At 63.7% G+C, this 18,938-nt stretch carries 10 protein-coding genes; 6 read left to right on the top strand and 4 right to left on the bottom strand.

Annotated features, from left to right (window positions below; translation table 11 throughout):
- Positions 1–44 precede the first annotated feature (44 nt).
- The 5 genes from HPY44_15135 (at position 45) to HPY44_15115 (ending at position 8,373) form a co-directional block, all read left to right on the top strand.
- Positions 45–4,679 carry a hypothetical protein gene (locus tag HPY44_15135; GenBank protein ID NSW57348.1) on the top strand — a complete coding sequence of 1,545 codons (4,635 nt, stop codon included), beginning with the start codon at positions 45–47 and terminating at the stop codon, positions 4,677–4,679.
- A gap of 49 nt (positions 4,680–4,728) precedes the next feature.
- Positions 4,729–5,685 (top strand): hypothetical protein, encoded by a 957-nt coding sequence (locus tag HPY44_15130; protein ID NSW57347.1) that lies wholly within the window; start codon positions 4,729–4,731, stop codon positions 5,683–5,685.
- 56 nt (positions 5,686–5,741) lie between these two features.
- Positions 5,742–6,293 (top strand): FKBP-type peptidyl-prolyl cis-trans isomerase, encoded by a 552-nt coding sequence (locus HPY44_15125; GenBank protein ID NSW57346.1) that lies wholly within the window; start codon positions 5,742–5,744, stop codon positions 6,291–6,293.
- Between the two features lie 69 nt (positions 6,294–6,362).
- A complete protein-coding gene (locus HPY44_15120) occupies positions 6,363–7,487 on the top strand; it encodes an exo-alpha-sialidase (GenBank protein ID NSW57345.1) in 1,125 nt (374 codons plus the stop codon).
- Between the two features lie 67 nt (positions 7,488–7,554).
- A complete protein-coding gene (locus HPY44_15115) occupies positions 7,555–8,373 on the top strand; it encodes a sugar phosphate isomerase/epimerase (protein ID NSW57344.1) in 819 nt (272 codons plus the stop codon).
- Positions 8,374–8,452: 79 nt separating this feature from the next.
- On the opposite strand, the gene HPY44_15110 is transcribed toward HPY44_15115, so the two are convergent.
- The 3 genes from HPY44_15110 to HPY44_15100 all read right to left on the bottom strand — a co-directional run bounded on the left by HPY44_15110 (position 8,453) and on the right by HPY44_15100 (position 12,215).
- Positions 8,453–9,541, bottom strand: a complete 1,089-nt coding sequence (locus HPY44_15110; GenBank protein NSW57343.1) for a hypothetical protein — start codon at positions 9,539–9,541, stop codon at positions 8,453–8,455.
- Positions 9,542–9,683: 142 nt separating this feature from the next.
- Positions 9,684–11,072, bottom strand: coding sequence for an MBOAT family protein (locus HPY44_15105; GenBank protein NSW57342.1), 1,389 nt, complete (start codon positions 11,070–11,072; stop codon positions 9,684–9,686).
- A 12-nt stretch (positions 11,073–11,084) separates the two neighbouring features.
- Positions 11,085–12,215, bottom strand: a complete 1,131-nt coding sequence (locus tag HPY44_15100) for a hypothetical protein (GenBank protein NSW57341.1) — start codon at positions 12,213–12,215, stop codon at positions 11,085–11,087.
- 278 nt (positions 12,216–12,493) lie between these two features.
- On the opposite strand from HPY44_15100, the gene HPY44_15095 reads away from it, so the two are divergent.
- The gene (locus HPY44_15095) at positions 12,494–17,302 is read left to right on the top strand and encodes a beta galactosidase jelly roll domain-containing protein (protein NSW57340.1); all 4,809 of its coding nucleotides are present in this window, start codon (positions 12,494–12,496) and stop codon (positions 17,300–17,302) included.
- Positions 17,303–17,410: 108 nt separating this feature from the next.
- Here the strand turns inward: HPY44_15095 and HPY44_15090 are convergent, their stop codons facing one another.
- A complete protein-coding gene (locus tag HPY44_15090) occupies positions 17,411–18,559 on the bottom strand; it encodes a hypothetical protein (GenBank protein NSW57339.1) in 1,149 nt (382 codons plus the stop codon).
- Between the last annotated feature and the right edge of the window lie 379 nt (positions 18,560–18,938).

The raw sequence follows: 18,938 nt of genomic DNA, 5'->3' as shown, positions 1-18,938 counted from the left end.
GTGGCGGTACGCTGGTTAGCTTCCCGGACCACAGGGGTGAGCCCATGCTGCGACTGCTGATTGTGTTCGCGCCGTCTCTGCTTGCGGCAACTGCGCTCTGCGCGCCGGTGCCGGTTGCGCTGGTGAATGCCTCTTTCGACCAGGGCTTCTCGGAAGGCGGCGTCCCCGAAGGCTGGATGCTCTATGGCGGGACCGGACCCGACCGCACGCTGGGCCCCGAGAAGCCCGGTGCCAAAGGCGCACTGCTGCTGGACGACCGGGACGCGGCGGCCGAGATCGGCGTCTACCAGAATGTCCCCGCTGAAGGCGGCATCGCGTACCGGGCGACGGCGATGGTGCGCGGGGTTGGGGGGCGCTCTTCAGCCGGCGCGAATCTGCAGATGCGGTTCCTGCCGGGCGACAAGTTCGTGCAGGCCGGCCTGAATGCCGCGGAACCGGGAGCCGCCCGGCCGGTATCTGTTACCATGGTCGCCCCCGAGGGCACCACTTCCGTGCGCCTGTACCTGTACACCCACGCCGCGCCCACGCCCGCGGTTGTGATCGACGAGGTGACGCTCGTGTCTGGCGCCGAAGCTTCCGCGGTTCCGGCCCCGATTCCGGAGCCGGTTCCCCCGATCTATGAGACTCTCAAGGACCTGCACCTGGAGACGCCTATCGCCCGCGGGGGGCAGTCGTCCTGCGTTATCATCGTGCCCGAGACAGGCGAGTACGCTGCTGCAGCATCTGCGATCCAGGAGGCCGTCCGCCAGCTTACCGGCGCGTCGCTGCCCGTGCTCTCCGACGAGGGCCCGGAGGCAGCCTTCCCACTGAAGGGACACGCAATCCTGCTGGGTAACCGCTCTACGAACCGCGCCATCAGCCACCTGTATGATCGCTTCTATAGCCTGACAGACCTGAAATACCCGGGCGAGGGCGGCTATGAATTGCGCACGGTGCATAGTCCTTCGGGCAATGGCATGAACGCGGTGATCGTGGGCGGGAGCGATGCAGCGGGCGTTGATGCCGCCGCAACGGCGCTGGTTGCGCGCCTGAAGGCAGCCCACCAGGGCGGCAATGACCTGTCGCTGGGCTGGACGCTGGACGTGAAGCTCCCCGAAGGGACGCAGATACCCGACGACATCAAGGCGGTGCCGATCTGGGAAGCCTCGCGGGGATACGGCAATACGGGGTACTTTGGCTGGAACAGCATCAGCAAGCGCATGGCGCTATACGCCATGACCGGCGACCCCTTCCACGCTCGCGAGGTCGTGCGGCTGTCCTTTCCTGACGCCCAGGCGCTGTCGGAGATCGACCGGCTGGACCAGGAACTAATCGAGAACAAGAATGACCCGCTGGCCGGGCCGTACCATTACGGCGGGCACTTCATGATTCTCCTGTGGGACCTGATCGAGGAAAGCCCGGTATTCACCGACGAGGAACGGCTGAAGATCACCAACGCCTTCAGCCGCCAACTCAAGCATCGGGTGGGCGAGGGCGTCTACGGGCGTACTGCGCCGCCTGCCTATGTGGGCGACCGACACGGAGACTGGTCGGCGGTGTCCCTGTACTGCCTGGGCCGGTACTTCCAGAAGGACTACCCCAGCCCGATCTGGGACCGCTGTGTCGAAGCCGCGCATCAGTACTTCTCGACCCTCGAGAAGCACGATTGGCTGGCCGCGAACAACGATCACCTCTTCTGGTACAACACCTACTACGAACCGATTCTGAGCTACATGCTCCTGAGCGGCGACCGTCGCGGGTTGGAATCAGGGCAGCTTCAGAAGGCTCTCCGCACCCAGGACGTCCTGTACACCGGGATGACCCCCGACCCTTACCTGAACACTGCATCGCTCGCGTGGCTCACAAAGTCGGCTTATCTCACGGGCGATGGACGCTGGCTGTTCTATCTGAACCGTACCGGGCTGGACACGAACGTGTTTCGCCTGGGGCAGTCCTTCTGGCCGGGCCCCGAATTGTCGCCCCGTGAGCCTGCGGAGTTGCTGAACCGCTGGACCATCCAAACCATGCCCCAGCCCATGTGGGCCAACCGGCACAGCGGGATCCCATTGGAGCAGTCTTTCCTTTGGGGCAGCTTCCGCACGGCCCTGGACGCATCGGGCGACCTCATTATGCTCGACGGATTCAATGGTGGCGGCCGCAACCCGTACCACACTTTCGCGTTGCTCGAGCACCGACTTGGTGGCCTGCGCACCTTCACCGGCTACCACAACCAGGTCCTCACCAGCGCGGACGGCATGGTCGAGCCGGTGGTGGCCATGGACTGCGCACTCCTGCATGCCGGCGTCCTGGGCGATGTTGCCCTTGCAGTCACCCAGACCCCGCGCACCCCGTACTGCACGTGGACCCGGGGGATTGTTCAGAAGGTTGGAAAATGGGCGCTGTTCATCGACGACCTGGCCTTCCGCACCGACACCGAGAATATGGAAGTGCGCACCAGTTGGGAGCCGGTGGGCGGTGTTTGGTCGGCGCAGGATGGTGCCCTGCGCTTCAAGGGTAGCGGCAAACGCGAACTGCCCCCGGGCTGGCTGGATTTCCCGGCTCTGCGCAGCGATTACCGCAGTCTGCCGCCGGGCACCGAAGGCACTTCGCGACTGGACAGCCTGGACATCATTCTGCTCAAAGCGAAGGCGCCCGGCCACTGGCTGGAGGTGGACTTCGAGCTTGGCGAGCCGGTGACGGGTTTCGTGTTCGCCGACCTGCTCAATTACCAGGACCGCGGACACGTGCGCATGGCACTGGACGGGGAGGTCCGGGTCGCCGACTACAACCACTTCGCGCCGGCCGTCCAGGATGCCCGGGTCCCGCTGGGGCGTGTTTCACTGGCTGCGGGTAAGCACACGGTGCGGGTGGAAGTGATTGGTGCCGAGCCCCGCTCATCCGGGCTGTATGTGGGTTTCAAGGGCCTGCGCATCCGTCCCGACGGCGCGCCCGACGTACCGGAGCCGACCACCTGCGAATTGCACCCCTCCTGGACTGGTGAGGCCATCCCGGGCGGAGTCACGGAGATGGTCTGGCGCGGCCCAGTGAATGCAGGCCAACGGCGATCCGCCTTCTACCTGCTGGGCATTGCGGGTGAAGATCGGAAGATCGACTGTATCCAGGTCAATGAGCGGGCATGCGCGCTGGCACTGCCGGAGCCTGCGCTGGTCCAAGTCGCGCCGGGTGGACTTGTGGATGGCTTCACGCTGCTGTCCAGTGAAGGACTGATTGGGCGCAGGGTCCTGGGGGAATTGGCCAATGGGCTAATCGAGTCAGACACTCCCGCGGACGTGAGCTGGGACTTCGCAACTGGCGAGTTATCCGTGGCGGCCGAGCAGCCGGTCACCCTGAGACTGGCCGCCGGGGATGCGAGAGAGCCGCGAACGGTTGCTCTGGGCGCAGGCAGCCACAATCTGTCAGGCCTCGTGCCGGCAGCTCATGCGCTCAATTCGGTTCGGGATGACCTGCAGGGGGTGCTGGAAGCCGCCCGCGCCTCGGGAAAGCCCAACTGGATGCGGGATTCGGCGCCGTCGTCTGAGCTTGCCGCGTTGGACGTGGTGACTGCGGACCTGCCCGAATCGGTTGCCGACATTGAACCGATCCCGGCCCTCGCAGGGCCGCTTCTCGCAGTGGCAAGCGGCAAGTCCGTCACTGTGCTCGCGCCGAATGGCGCTGTGGTCCGCACTATGGATGCCGGCGCAAAAGTCCGGGTTCTACGCTGGTGGGCCGAACACAACCTGCTCCTGGCCGGGTGCGAGAACGAGCAGGTGATCGCCTTTACCCCCGACGGTGAGCGCAAGTGGGAGTTCACGTCGGTCATGGATCAGGCGGTTTACGAAGCCGCTAAACAGTACTGGTTCAAGTCCGCACACCCGGGCATCTACGGCCTGCATACCGGGGTTTTCGACGCCGGCAAGAGCCGGGCGTTCGTGGGCAGCGCCTGTACGCTGGAAATCCTCGACGAGAACGGTCAGCTGGTGAAGCGCCTGCCGGTGTTCTGGGGCCCCGGGTGGCGATTCAGCATGGTGCCCCGTGAGGACGGGTCGCGCGACTTGCTTATCGCCCGCTGGCCCAATGACGGTGAGGAGATGGCCGTTGTGAACAGCGCCACTCTCACCCAGACTCGCAGGGGTTACCAGAGTATCCCCGCCGGACACACTTTCGTGGGCGGCTGGACGGCGCAGAACCGGCCGCGCACCGTGGTGACTGACATGAACGCGGACGGGGCGCTGGAAGTGGTCTCAGCCATCAACGGTGTCTGGAACCGCGTCGTGATGTGGGACGCCGATGGCAAGCCGCTGTACTGCGCACATATCGGGCCCGGCGAGAAAGCTCCGGCTGGTATGCTGCCCGACATAGACGTTTTCGACCTGGATGGCGACGGCCAGATGGAAACCGCGGCAGCCACAGGTTCCGGGCTTGTGCTGGTGCTGGACAGCAGGCTCGAACGCCGCTGGGCCAGGCGCACGCCCGCGCCGCCGGTTGCGGTTCGATGCTTCTCCGGGCCGAGGGGTCCGGTGGTCCTCGCCGGATGCCGTGACGGTTCGCTGGCGCAGTTTTCGGCGAAAGGCGACTTCACCGCGAGAGGGCAACTCAAGGGGCTGCCGGTTGAGATGGCGGTGCTGGAGACGCCGGACGGCGTCACGGCTGCCGTCGGAACCAATGCGGGGCAGGTTGCGTTCGTGCGTCCGGCAGAGTAAACTGCGCGGGTTGGTCCCACCCCGCGAACAGGAGTCGATATAGGGCAAGATGAGCGTCTCCGACGACCGCATCAAGGCAATGAACTTCGATTACCCGGAGTTCATCCCCGTTGCCGTCAGCCTGCTTCCGGCCACCTGGATGAAGTACCGCGAGGCGCTGGAGGATCTTGTTGCGCGACATCCCATCATCTTCGGCGAGACAAAGAAGGGCGAGCGCGATTTCGACGCCGTTGGCGGGACTTACGCCGAGGGTGACCACGTGGACATCTGGGGCTCGGTCTGGTGCAATGTCCGCGACGGTATGGAGGCCTTCGTCACCGGCCATCCCCTGCCGAAGCGCGAGATGGTGAATGAGTTCAAGGCCCCCTCCGAGAGCGACGGAACGCCCCATGGGTTCATGTTCCTGCGGCTCACGTACCTGCGCGGGTACGAAGAGATGATGATCGACTTCGCCGAGGAGCCGCCGGAGCTCCAGAAGCTCATTGACATTGTGCTCGAGTACAACCTCGCCGAGACTCGCAAGCGCCTGGCCGACAAGCCCGCCATGCTCTACTTCGGCGATGATCTCGGCCTGCAGGACGCCCTGCCCATCAGCCCCGAGAAATGGCGCAGGTATCTGAAGCCCTGCTACGCGGCGATCTATGGGCTCTGCCGGGAGGCCGGCACCAAGGTGTACATGCACACCGACGGACACATCGTGCCCATCATCAAGGACCTGATCGAGTGCGGGGTGAACGTGCTCAATCCCCAGGTCGGTGCGAACGGCCTGGACAACCTGGTGCGCGAGTGCAAGGGAAAGGTCTGCGTGAACCTGGACCTCGATCGCCAGAAGTTCCCCTTCTGGAAGCCCGCAGAGATCGACGCTCACGTTCGGGAGTGCGTGGAGAGGCTTGGGGCCCCTGAGGGTGGCCTGTGGCTCCTGGCCGAGTGCGCTCCCGACGTGCCGCTTGAGAACATTGAAGCCATCTGCAATGCGCTGGAGCGATACCGGAGTTACTACAGCTGAATCGGGCGCATTGCCGCCCGCTACACAACCTGGAGGTGTGTGTCTTGAGCGTGCGCATGCTGTTGCTCGCCGTCGCAATTCTTGCCGTTATCGTGCTCGCCGGGTGCCCGGAGAAGAAGGCCGACACTGCCGCGGAGGGTCAGCCTATGAGCGACCCATCGCTGGCCCCGGAGAGCTCTGAGCTCGCCGCCGAAACGGCCGCCGAAGAAGCCAGGGAAGAACCTGCGGACAAGCCGGCTGATGAAGCGAAGACCGACGCGGAGGGCGAAATGACCACCACTGAGTCCGGTCTGAAGTACACGGACATCAAAGTGGGAGACGGCGCGTCGCCCGAGAAGGGGAAGACGGTTGTCGTCCACTACACCGGGACCCTGGACGACGGCACGAAGTTCGACAGCTCGCTGGACCGCAATGAACCCTTCTCTTTCACCATCGGCATGGGCGAGGTCATTCAGGGCTGGGACGAGGGAGTTATGGGCATGAAGGTCGGTGGCAAGCGCAAGCTTGTGATTCCGCCGGACCTGGCATACGGCGAGCAGGGCGCGGGCGGGCTCATCCCCCCGAATGCCACGCTGACCTTCGAGGTGGAACTGCTGGACGTCAAGTAGCGGCTGAAAAGGGCGCTGCATCGAAGCCTGTCCCGTGCGACGGCGAGAGACCCGATGGAGGCAGACAAGATGGCTCGCCTGGAGATCATCGATACGGGCGTCGTGGTGCGAAATCCGCGCCCGCATTTGAGGTCCGAGCACGCGTACTTCCCGTGGCTTGCGCAACTGCCCGGGGATGAGCTGCTGTGTTCGTACCAGATGGGCAGTGCTTTCGAGGCGGCGGATGCTCACTGCCGGCTGGCCCGATCGATGGACCTTGGGAGGACCTGGGAGCTCGAGGGGCGCCTTTATCCGGGCACCGGTCCAGACAAGCCGACTTCGGACTGCCTCAAGGTGACTGCTTCGCCAGATGGGCGCATGATCGCCTTCGGCACCCGGTTCGATCGATCCGATCCAGAAGCCGCCATTGCCAATGAAGAGACTGGCGGGTTGCTGCCGATGGAGGTCGTCCAGGCTTTCTCCTCGGACGGCGGGCGCACCTGGAGTGACATCGAAGTGGTCCCTACACCGATTCCAGGGCCATTCGAAGCCCAAGCGCCGGTGGTCATCCTGTCCGATGGCCGCTGGATCGTTCCCATGTCCACCTGGATGGCGTGGGACGGCAGCCTGCCCAATGGCGATATGTGCATTGCGCTCATTTCCTCGGATCAGGGCCGGACGTGGTCTCAGATGGCCACCGTGTTCCGCGACCCCCATCAGCGCCTGGTGTTCTGGGAAGTGCGCATCGCGGAACTCGAGCCGGGACGCCTGCTCGCGGTTGCCTGGGCTCACGACAAACTCCAGGGCCGCGACATACCCAACCAGTATGCACTGTCCGAAGACGGTGGGTACTCCTGGCAGCCCTGCAAGCCCACAGGGTTCAACGGCCAGAGCTGCTGCCCGGCGGTGTTGGAGCCGGATCGCGTGGTCTTCACCTATAACTATCGATACGATGAACCGGGTGTACGTGCTCGGTTGGCACGCCTGGTGGGGGAGACCTGGGAGACAGAAGATGAGATCGTTCTGTGGGGTGTTGGCGCGGCAGCCAGCGGCGCCGCCCGGCAAGATGAGAAGATCATGATCCACGAGATGAGTTCCTTCAAGTTCGGACAGCCATCCCCTCACCTGCTGCATGATGGGACGCTGATCACCGTGCACTGGTGCGTGGTCGACTGCGTTAGCGAGATACGCTGGAACCGGCTGCGGGTGGTGTGACGGACAGTCCCCCATGTGCCGGAGCCTGCCCGGTGGCTCAAATACCACTCCATCTGAGGTGTTCGCAATGTCCGAGAAGTTGAAGCTGGGCGTCATGACTCACCTGGGGAATAACCCGGATGAGCTGATGAAGAAGGTGGCCGATTTCGGCCTCAATTCCGCGCAAGTGCAATGGCCGCCGTCCGGCACGGCCGAGATGGCCGATGCGCTGAAGCAGTCTGCGGATGCCTATGGGATAGAGATCTCCACGCTCTGGGCCGGGTTGCCCGGGCCGGCGGTCTGGAACTTTACCGAGGGGCCGATAACCATCGGTCTGGTGCCGCCGGAGTACCGCGCCATGCGGGTGGATGCTCTCTGCAGAGCGGCTGAGATGGCGGCGCGCATCGGTGTCCCGTCCATAACCACCCATGTCGGGTTCATTCCCGACTGGCCGGGCGATATTCTCTACAAGGGCACTATCATCGCCTTGCAGACCGTTGCCCGCGCGTGCAAGGCCAATGGCGTCGAGTTCTGGTTCGAGACGGGGCAGGAGACCCCCATCACCCTGCTGCGCACCATCCAGGACATCGGCACCGACAACCTGGGGATCAATCTCGACCCCGCCAATCTGCTCATGTACGGTAAGGCCAACCCGGTGGATGCGCTGGACGTGTTCGGCCAGTATGTCAAGGGCACCCACTGCAAGGACGGGGAGTACCCCACGGACGGCGTGAACCTGGGGAAGGAGATGCCTATGGGCGAAGGCCGGGTGAACTTCCCGGTGCTGATCCCGAAGCTCAAGTCCATGGGGTTCAGCGGCCACCTGACCATCGAGCGCGAGATCAGCGGCCCGAAGCAGATCGAGGACATTCGGAAAGCTATGGCGATCCTGGAGCCGCTCAGGTAGGGGAGTACAATTGGAGTAAGCTCCGTGGGGGCGTGCCAAACATGATGGCGCGCCCCTGCAATTTCCGCAGATCGGCCGGCTACCCCCTGGGCCGCGTGCAGACCTCGGTGACCAGGTCGATGTAATACCTGAAGTTTTCGTAGGGCACGTCAGGCGGGACTGAGTGGTCCACCCACGGTGAGAAGCCACCCTCGGCCACCAGTCTGGGCACCTTTGACATGACCTCCCGCTCGATATCCGCCTTCGAGTTCCCCTCGCGAAGGACCCGCTTGTCGATGTTCCCGATGAGCAGGATCTCCTTCCCGTACAGGTCCCGGTATCGTTGGGCGTCGCAGTCGGCGGCCACTTCCAGGGGGTAGTGAAGGTTCACCCCGGCCTCCAGCCACAAAGGCAGGAGTTCGTCCACTTTGCCGTCACTGTCTACCATGATGATGTCGATTCCGGCTTGGTGCAGGAGCTTGGTCACGCGCTTCATCGGCTCCAGCATGTACTCGCGGAACATGGCCGGAGAGATAAGCGGACCGGTCTTGTGGCACATGTCTTCCCACATCAGCGCGTAATCGAGGTCCGGGATGTCATTGACGGCGCGCTCGATGAGACGCAGGACGAAGTCGGCCACGTATTCGGTCATCTCGTGCACCAGGTCCGGGCAGTCGGCATACCATAGTGCCAGGTGTTCCATCCCCACCCAGTTGCGGATCCAGCCGTAGAAGGACCCGGCGTGAATGCCCAGCGGATAGTCCCGCCCGGCGTAGCAGCGCTTCAGGTCTTCCCAGTATTCCGGGTAACGCACCGGCGCCTCGGGGTCCAGGCGCTTTTTCCACTCGTCCCACTCGCGCCTGCCGCGGATAGGGTAGGTGATCCACTGGGACATACCGATCTCCCGGTCATGCCAGCGCTTCGTACGTCCGCCGAACTCGTCCTCATAGATGGTCCAGTGTTCGCCCTGCTCCACCACTCTGACTTCCGGCGGGGGCCACGGGGCGTTGTTGATGGGGATGGTCTCCATGCGGTCGAAGCCGAAGTGCGTGTTGTAGTGCTGGTCCTGCGGCATGCCCTCGCGCACCCACCGCTGCCGGGTCTCGTTGAAGGCCCACTGGGGCATGAAGAACACGCGGTCGGGCTTGCCGTAGCGGAAGGTCTCGTGAAACCGCTCGCGCGATGTCATTTTGGGATCACCTGCGCAGGATAATGGGCTGCGACACGAGGTGTTTCGCCGGGGCGATGGCGGCACCTGCTGCAAGCACGGCTATCGCTTGCACGTGCGGAGGCTCGCACCGCCCGGCCGGCAAAGCCCCGCACACCCAGCCTCAGAAGCGGAAATACAGGAAAGGCGAGGGTTTCGCCAGCATCAGCACCGACGCCACGAAGGCGAGCGCAAGAGCGAAGGCCGTCAGACGCCGGGGTGTCATGCGCAGGTCCCAGGCATTCGGGCCCCAGTTGGTCCACACGAAACACAGCGCCAGCATACCGTAGAAGCGCAGGTGGATGTGCTCGGACTCCATCCCATGAAGGCCGACCATGCCCGAGAGAATGTTCCCGACCATACCAAAGTCGTCGGAACGGAACAGCACCCAACCAAAGAGCACGCCGGTGAACGTGATCGCCCGGCCAATGGCGCGACTGCTCGGCCACAGGTTCACAGAACGCAGCGCGTGGTAACCTCCGAGTAACGCGCCATGGAGGAGCCCCCAGGCGACGAAAGTCCAGCCCGCGCCGTGCCACAGCCCTCCGAGAAACATGGTCAGGAACAGGTTGCGCACGGTCCTGCCGAGACCGTGTCGCGAGCCGCCCAGGGAGAAGTACAGGTAGTCCCGCAGCCATTCGGACAGCGTGATATGCCAACGGCGCCAGAAGTCGGATGGGTTGGAGGCCTTATAGGGCGAGTCGAAGTTCTGCGGCATGCGGAACCCCAGCATGAACGCCAGTCCCACCGCCATGCAGCTGTAACCGTCGAAGTCGAAGAGGATCTGGTAAGCATACCCGAGCATCGCCAGCCACGCGGTGGGGAAAGCAATGGTCTCGTGGGCCGCGAGGAACCGGTCGGAGTAAGAGGCGACCATATCGGCCACGAGCACTTTGAGCGACAGGCCCCAGACAAAGAAGAAGATGCCACGCCACAGGTCGATAGCGGGAAGGCGCGGCTTGAGCTCGGCAAGCTGGTCTTCGATGTACGAGTATCGCACGATTGGCCCCGCGATAAGCTGCGGGTACATGCTGACATAAAGCGCGAAATGCAGGAAGCTTTTCGCAGGCTGCACGACGCCCCGGTACAAGTCGATGGTGTATGACATTGACTGGAATGTGTAGAAGGAGATGCCGGCTGGGAGGATGATATTGAGCGTCGGTAGAGCCCAGTCGATCCCGGCTGCCCGGCACACGGCGGAGACGGACCCGAGGAAGAAGCCGCTGTACTTGAAGAATCCTAGAAGACCCAGGTTCGCCACCAGAGACGCGATGAGCCAGCGCTTCCTCACCGCCGGGCTGTCGCTGCGCGAGAGGCCCAGACCTGCGGTGTAGTCGATCACCGTGGACACGAGCATGAGGGAGACGAAGCGCCAGTCCCAGTAGGCGTAGAAGAGATACGACATGAGGGTGAGCCAGGCCAGACGCGCGTCGGTGTGCCTGCGGAGCATCCACCAGCCGGTCAGAGTGACCGGTAAGAACGCGAAGATGAACACGTGGCTGTTGAAGAGCAACCCGGACCTCGCCTATTCCCTGGACTGGCGTCGTATGAGCTCGCGGTTACGTACTCTGCGATCGGGGCTGTGCCAACCGGCCCTTGCGAGACAGTGCCGGATGATGGCGCGGCCGTTGTCCCGGGTACCGTGGACCCCGTCAACGAACCAATCGGCGCGGCCGCCGAAGTTGTCGATGGTGGAACAGTCGACAGCAGTGACCCGCGGGTCACTACGAGCCAGGCTACGAAGCAGCCCCCATGTCTCGCTGAGGAGATGAGCGTAGTTACTCGTCCGTCTTGCCCCGGCGTCGACCCGTGGGCTGAGTGGGGTCAGGTAGAGGATCACTTCACTGCCGTTCCCAGCCGCCTCGCGCACCAGATCACTGAACCAGCGTACGCGGCGCGGGTCCAGAGATTTTGCCTGGTAGCGCTCTCCATACTCCGCAGCCCTGTGCCGGGTGCGCCGCTCAACGACATCCGGATCCAGCGGGGCAGCGGCCGGTCCACGACCTTCGCCCGCCTCCGCGAGCAGCACCGCCTGCATGGCCGAGTCCCGCCGGGCGAGCCATTTCTGTATGGATCGCAGGCTGGCTTTCAGTGTGACGCTCTCGAATAATGAGCGGATCGCGCGGCCTCGCAGGGCAAGACGGTCCCAGGTGGACAGGGAATATGGAACGTGTGCGCCGAGCTCGCGCGTGAGAGCGACATCGGTGTCCAGTTCGCCATAGAAGCTACCGACATCGGCGCCGACGATCAAGAGACGAGGCCATTGCCCGGTTTCCGTGGCCACGTAGCGCAGCACTGCGCACATCGTCTCAACGCGCGCGCCGGCGCTGGCTGCGTTGAAGGCTCGCAGTCCCGTGGCGACGCTCAAGTCTTCGGCTTGCAGGGAGAATGAGTGGGACGACCCGAGGACCAACGCATCGATCGGGTCACGATGAGTGCGCAAGCGCTCAACGACCTTGCGGTCACCGCGCAGTGTGGCGGGTTCCAGGCCCAGAGGACTGCCCCACCGTGCTGCGGGGTCGACAAGGAGGTTCGCAAGAGCGCAGAGGGCAAGGAGCAATGCCGCGAGGCCCGCGAAGCACATCGCGGCTCTCCAGCATGCCGGCTCAGCGAGGTGCGCGCTTTCTTCGAGACACGGCTGTCTGCTGTCGGCCATTCCGCGTATCCTGGAAGACGCGTGATGGCCCCCCTACCCCCCCGTGTCCTGCAGAACCGGGCTCGCCCCGCAACCCGCCCGCATCAGGCTGCGGCGCTACTATAGCATATCTGTGGCAGTATATGGGCCATATCTTGTTCTACCCTGTGCCTTCGGGCAGGTTCTCTCTCTGTCAGGCGGTGGCAGGACAAGCGGCAACGGACGTTGAATGTCCTTCAAATGAGGTAGCCCTGCAGGCGGCGATCAATGATCCGCGTGCTCACGGATGGTGGCCTGATATGAGACATGCTCATCACAGTGCGTTCACACTTCTGGCGTTGGTAATGCATGCCGCGGCAGGTCTTTCGCTGTTTGCTCAACCTGCCTGCGCACAGCCTGCGCAGAACCTCGTGCTCAACGGCGACTTCGAACTGGATGCCAACGGCGATGGGCGCCCGGACAACTGGGCGAACATGAGCGTCGACCACGTCCGGCGGGAAGGCGGCAATACGTGGATCCTGCTCGACCGGTACGGCAGCGTGAACCAGCGGATTGCCCTCGATCCCGACTGGGCGCGCCTCATAGTGACTACGCGCATGCGTGTGACCGACGTGGTGCTGGGCGATGAGGGCTGGAAGGACGCTCGCCTCACCATGGAATGGCAGGATGCCGGCGGTAAGCACCTCGACCCCTGGCCCAATGTGTTCCATGCGGTTGGAAGCACAGACTGGGTGGACTACCAGCGCGAGTTCAAGATCCCGGAGGGCGCGGCAACGCTTAGCCTCGGACCGGCAATGTTCGGCGTATCGGGCAGCGTGGAGTTCGACGACATCCGGATCACCGTCTCGCGCCTTCGGTCCCGGGCGAAGGAAGACGTGCCCGCGCCGGAGGGCGTCGCGAACCTGTGGAACATGGAGACTGCATGGAAGCAAGAGACGCCAACACGCGCTCGCGTCTGCCTCAATGACCTGTGGCGCTTCTTGCCCGTGTCCGAGCCGGCGGGTGATGCCGTGCCCGGGGGCAACCAGGGCTGGGGCTGGTTCAAGGTGCCGGGCATCTGGCCCCGCAGCGAGACCGGCGATGCCCAGTCCGCGCTCCTGTCCGACTGGGTCGCGGATCACGTCGATCTCGCGACCTTCGATCAGGCCTGGTATCGCCGCACCATCAGTGTCCCGCAGACCTGGACCGGGCGACGCATCACAGTGGACTTCGGCATGGTCCAGACCCACGCGAGGGTATTCGTGGACGGCCAGGCCGCGGGAGAAGTCTGGTTCCCCGGTGGGCGAGTGGACATCACCCATCTGGTGCGCCCGGGAGTTGTCCAGGATTTTGCGGTGCTCGTGACCGCGCGCCCTCTGGAGACCGAATCCCAGGTCTTCATGGCGCCTGACCGCATCATCAGCAGCGAAGCGCGAGTGGATCTCCGCGGCCTGACGGGAGATGTGTACCTCTACGCGGAAGCACCCGGGGTAAGGCTGGGTGATATCGGTGTTGTCACGTCCTTCCGCCAGAAGAAGCTTCGGATCGAAGCGATGGTCGACGGCGAATGGACAGGCGCCGCGCAGCTGCGTGCGGTAGTAATGGATGGCGATGAAGTCGTGAAGGAGATCACATCTGCTCCCGAGTTCGCTGAGAACGCGGGGGGCCGTCTGACATGTGAGGCCCCCTGGGACAGCCCGAAGCTCTGGGACGTGGACACACCGCAGAACCTTTACGACGTTCGGGTGAGTCTGCTGGGCGATTCCGGCGAGTTGATCGACGAAGCCCTCCCGGTGCGCTTCGGCTTCCGGGAGTTCTGGATCGACGGCCGCGACTTCATACTCAATGGCAAGCCCATTCATTTGCGCGCCCTGCACACCAACAACATCAACCGTGGCGCCAATCTCGCGTCTTTCGAAGGCTGCATGGCGACGCTCGAGCGCATGAAGGAGTACGGGTTCAACTTTCTGATCACCGGAAACTACCACTTCAAGCCGGGGTCTGTGGGATACATGGACGGCCTGCTTGAGGCCTGTGACCGAGCGGGAGTCCTGTGTTCATTCTCCCTGCCTCACGTGCGGGACTTCCGTATGAACCCAGAAGAGCCCGAGACGGGGGCCGCCTATGAGCGACTCACCGACTGGCTGATCCGGCGCGTCCGGAACCACCCCGGCATGGTCATGTATGCCATGAACCACAACGCGACGGGGTACTACGGAGACCAGAACCCGCTGAAGATCGACGGCATCTACAGCCCCGAAAGCCCCGATGTTGAGGGCGCGGCTCCGCGCAGGATTCGGCAGGAAGCGCTGATGGCCCAGGAGATCGCCCGGAAGATCGATCCGACGCGGCCCATCTATCACCATCAGTCGGGAAACCTCGGCGACATGCACACGGTGAACATCTACCTCAACTGGGCGCCGCTGCAGGAGCGCTCGGACTGGCTGGAGCACTGGGGCACGGTTGGCGTGAAGCCCCTGTTCTTCGTGGAATGGGGCCTGCCACATATCTCGTCCTGGTCCAGCTACCGGGGTCCGGCCTTCATCTGGCGCACGGAGGCGTACCAGTGGATATGGGATTCCGAATACGCCGCGCCTTACGTCGGTGAGCGCGCTTACGAGATGACCCCCACCAAAGTACGCTCCATGGCTCATGAGGAGGACCTGTGGTCCCGGGGAAAGCCTTTCCCCTGGGCATACCTCAACCAGCACATGAGCCGGCAGACCGAGAACTACCTGGAAATCCAGGCAATGTTCGCCGCTGACAACTGGCGCGCGCACCGCACCTGGGGCGTCTCGGCAATGCTCCCGTGGGACCAGGGCGGGCTGTGGGAACCCGCGCCGGGCAGGAGCGACCGGGTAATCGAGCTTGCAACGAAATACGAGAGGCTGCAGGAACCGGGGATCGTGCCGGACAGGCTGCTCCCAGGCGGGCAGTACATCGACGCGGCTGATCCGGAATCGCGCAGGCCATCGGTGCTGGGTAAGGCATTCCTGCGATGGAACATGCCGCTGTGCGCGTATATTGGCGGCGGCCCTGAAGGGTTCACGGAGAAGGGCCACAACTTCCTGGCCGGAGAGACGGTCGAGAAGCAACTGGTGATCCTCAACGACACCCGGCAGGACGTGGAGTGCCAGTACAGGTGGTCGCTGGGGAAAGATGTCGCACAGGGCGAAGGGGCCGTGTCGGTGCCTGCGGGAGGCAAACGGCTTGTGCCGATCTCCGCCGCCTTGCCGCCGACACTCGCCCCCGGCTCCCTTCGCCTTGCCGCCGAGTTCCGGGTCGATGGCCGGCTTCTCCAGAGCGATGGCCTGGACATTCACGTCCTGCCTGGTTGTCCGACACCCGCGAGTGACGCGCGCATCGCGCTGTTTGACCCCGAGGGGGACAGCGCGGCCGAACTCAAGGCTGCGGGCATCGCTTTCGAGCAGGTAGCTGCCGACACGGATCTGGGCGACTATGACCTGCTCATCATCGGGCGGCAGGCACTTACGCTGGACGGTCCTGCGCCCGATCTCGCGAGGGTTCGTGAAGGCCTGAAGGTGCTGGTCCTGGAGCAGGGCTATGATACACTCGTGAGTCGTTTTGGCTTCCGAGCGAACATTCACGGCGAGCGTAAAGCTTTCATCCGGGCGCGGAATCACCCGGCGCTGGCGGGCCTGGGCGAGGCGAATCTGGCCGACTGGCGCGGCTCCGCAACCCTCGTCCCGCCGCATCTCGAGACGCCGGGTGTCGAGCCGTCCGACCCGCGCTGGAACTGGATGGGGTTCATCAACACGCGGGTCTGGCGCTGCGGAAACCGGGGCAATGTGGCCTCGGTGCTCATCGAGAAGCCACCCGTGGGCAACTTCGTGCCAATCGTGGACTGCGGCTTCGACCTGCAGTATGCCCCGCTTCTGGAGTACTCCGAGGGCAACGGACGAATGATCTTCTGTCAGCTCGATGTCACTGCCAGGACCAGTGCCGAACCTGCGGCGCAGCGACTGCTTGCGAACCTGGTGGGGTACCTTCTGGGTGCTCAGGCCGCTCCGTCGCGACCGGTGTTCTACGCCGGTGGGAAAGAGGGAGCGGCCCTGCTCGCAGATCTTGGCGTGAACGCACGGCCCTGCAATGCCACGGCGCCGCCTGCGGATTCCCTGCTGGTCGTTGGGCCCGGCGCAGGCGAGATTGGTGGTCTGGAAGACGCGGTCGAGAACGGCCTGCGGCTGCTGTGTCTGGGCCTCGGCGAGGATGAGATACCGGTCGTGCTGCCGGAAGGGCTCGGGATCGAAAAGAGAGCGGAAGTGTCTTCGCGCATGCCTGACATGACGCGGCCCGAGTACACCGCTCTGTCTGATGCGGAGTTGCACTGGAAGACGCGGCCGGAAATCGCGGCCCTGACTGGCGTGAGTGAACAGGGCAACAGCGCGCTGGCCGTCATCGAGAAAGGCCAGGGGCGTGTGGTACTCTGCCAGGCGGCTCCTTGGATGTTCGATTGGGCCAGCAAGCCGTACCTGCGGACGACCCACCGCCGCAACGTGTACCTGGTATCACGCCTCCTGCAGAATCTCGGCGCGCAGGCAAGCTGCCCGCTCCTGGAACGCGCCACGAAGCCGGCGGAGTTGTACGACTGGGTTCTCCCCGCGGACTGGAAAGGACGAGTCGACCGCGAGGACAAGGGGCAGGAGTTGGGGTGGCAGGAAGAGGGCTTCGCCGACACGGACTGGGCACCCATCGCCGTGCCTGGCGCATTCGATAAACTCACCCCTGGCCTTGAGAACTATGACGGCGTCTTCTGGTATCGTCTGCGATTTCGGGTGCCGGAGAACCTGGGCCGGGAGGACCTCGTTTTGCGTCTCGGCGGAATTGACGACGAATCATGGGTCTGGCTGAACGGTGAGTTCCTGGGCGAGGTGACGAAGCAGAGCCGGCCCGACGATTACTGGAGTTTCCCGCGGGAATACCCACTGGACGGCGACCTGCTGCGGCGAGAAGGCGAGAACCTGCTGGTGGTCAAGGTTCGGGACACGTACCTGTCTGGCGGCATCATGGGGACGCCGCGCATCACTGCGACTGCCCCGTGGCTGGATAGCTACTACGTGGACGCGCCGGAGTCTGTGGATGACCCCTTCCGGTATTACCGGTGGTGATGAACGGCGGCGAATAGTGAATGGTGAATGGAAAAGCGGTGGGGGGACAGCGGATCGTGAGAGGCAGCGATCCATTCGCCATTCACTATCCTCTATTCACTGCCGTCCTCAGTACCGCCCGTACTCTTCGGCTACCTCGCGCAAGACCATGAGGTTTTCGGCCGGAACGCGCGGGGCTACGGAGCAGGCGGAGCTGAGGATGTAGCCCCCGCCGGCGGCCGCCATGTCAATGCGCTCCCGGGCGTTTTCGCGCACTCTGTCTACGGAACCTCGCAGCAGCACGTTCACTGAGTCGATGTTCCCCTTGAGGAAGATTCGGTCTCCGACGCGCTTCTTCGCATCGGCGAGGTCCGTGTCCCCGAGCGGTGGCGGGTCCATGGTGTCGATGCCGTGGATACCCGTCTCCGCCATGAGCTCCAGTCGGTCGCCGATGGCTCCGCAAGTGTGCGTGTATGCTTTGACCCCGCTCTCCCGGATTGCGGTGGCCACGATACGCTCGTATGGCAGCACGAACTCCTGGTACATGCTCTTCGAGACGAATCCGCCGCCCGCGAAGGCCGAAGAAATGAGCACCGCATCCACGCCGCGTGCTGCCTGGCGGCGGGCAAGATCTGCCGCGCCTTCGGCAAAGCGCTGGAGGATGGCCTTGCACTTACCAGGGTCCTCTAAGAGCGCCATGAGCCCGTTCTGATACCCCAAACGCTCCATGAGCTGTGTGAAGGGAGAGAAGACCTCGGAGTGGACGCTCAACCGGCCATTGACCGCCTCCAGCACTCGGTCGATGATGGCGAACACCGACTCCGGGAAGGTCTCAGCCTTGGGTTCGAGGTCATAATAGAAGGGGTATTTCAGCCCTCCGGGCGTGTGTGGGTCTTCGTAGTAGAGCTTGTCCACATCGATCTGATCAAGCGGCAGCTTAGGGCCCTCAACATGCACTGGCAGATCGTCGGTCGGGCAGACGCACCTGGAACCGTCTTTGTAGTGGATCACCTGGCCGTCCGTGGTGGTCTCGATGCGCTCCACGAACTGACGCACATCGGGGCTGCGGCCGGGCAGATTGATGAGGATGCCGTCGAATCCGTAGCGCTCGGCAAGGGCAAGGTAGCAGTTGGCAATGGTCTCGTTGTCCAGCCAGTATTCAGCCGGGTCAACGCCGAGCTGCACGAAATAGTGTCCGATGCTGAGCTGGCACATGACGGGAACACGGTCGGGCTGGCGCAGCTCAATCGCGGCGAGGATGCGGTCTCTTGAGTTCATGCTGTTGGCGCCTCCTGTAGACGCGGCAATTCGGCGCAGCGGCACCGCGCACCTTCCGGGGAACAGGACAATGCCCCCAAAATGCGAACAGGCAGAGCCTATGCTCTGCCTGTTCGCTGCGTCTATATGTTAAGAGAGCCGAGACCCCACCGCCAGTTCGCGAGTTCAACAAACTACGGCCGCCTGCCAGGTCCATCCTCAAGTCCACCGCGGCCTCATCCACCACTCGCTCCGGCATCTGCCCAGTTTCCTTCATCAAACGTCCCGATAGATGCCTGCCTGGATCCCGGCTCTCCGAAAAACTGTCAAGGAACTCGCCTTCGCCGCTACAACTTAATCATACCCGACGCCGCCAGAAATCAAACAGGTCATATGCAAA

Source organism: Armatimonadota bacterium (assembly GCA_013314775.1).
In the GTDB taxonomy this organism is placed as follows: domain Bacteria; phylum Armatimonadota; class Zipacnadia; order Zipacnadales; family JABUFB01; genus JABUFB01.
This window is presented reverse-complemented; position numbering and strand designations above follow the sequence as displayed.

What these genes read in the sequence shown, in the direction of transcription:
- HPY44_15095 (NSW57340.1), top strand. Translation starts at nt 12,494, where the DNA reads ATGAGACATGCTCATCACAGTGCGTTCACACTTCTGGCGTTGGTAATG.
- HPY44_15090 (NSW57339.1), bottom strand. Translation starts at nt 18,559, where the DNA reads ATGAACTCAAGAGACCGCATCCTCGCCGCGATTGAGCTGCGCCAGCCC.
- HPY44_15135 (NSW57348.1), top strand. Translation starts at nt 45, where the DNA reads ATGCTGCGACTGCTGATTGTGTTCGCGCCGTCTCTGCTTGCGGCAACT.
- HPY44_15115 (NSW57344.1), top strand. Translation starts at nt 7,555, where the DNA reads ATGTCCGAGAAGTTGAAGCTGGGCGTCATGACTCACCTGGGGAATAAC.
- HPY44_15100 (NSW57341.1), bottom strand. Translation starts at nt 12,215, where the DNA reads ATGGCCGACAGCAGACAGCCGTGTCTCGAAGAAAGCGCGCACCTCGCT.
- HPY44_15130 (NSW57347.1), top strand. Translation starts at nt 4,729, where the DNA reads ATGAGCGTCTCCGACGACCGCATCAAGGCAATGAACTTCGATTACCCG.
- HPY44_15110 (NSW57343.1), bottom strand. Translation starts at nt 9,541, where the DNA reads ATGACATCGCGCGAGCGGTTTCACGAGACCTTCCGCTACGGCAAGCCC.
- HPY44_15120 (NSW57345.1), top strand. Translation starts at nt 6,363, where the DNA reads ATGGCTCGCCTGGAGATCATCGATACGGGCGTCGTGGTGCGAAATCCG.
- HPY44_15125 (NSW57346.1), top strand. Translation starts at nt 5,742, where the DNA reads ATGCTGTTGCTCGCCGTCGCAATTCTTGCCGTTATCGTGCTCGCCGGG.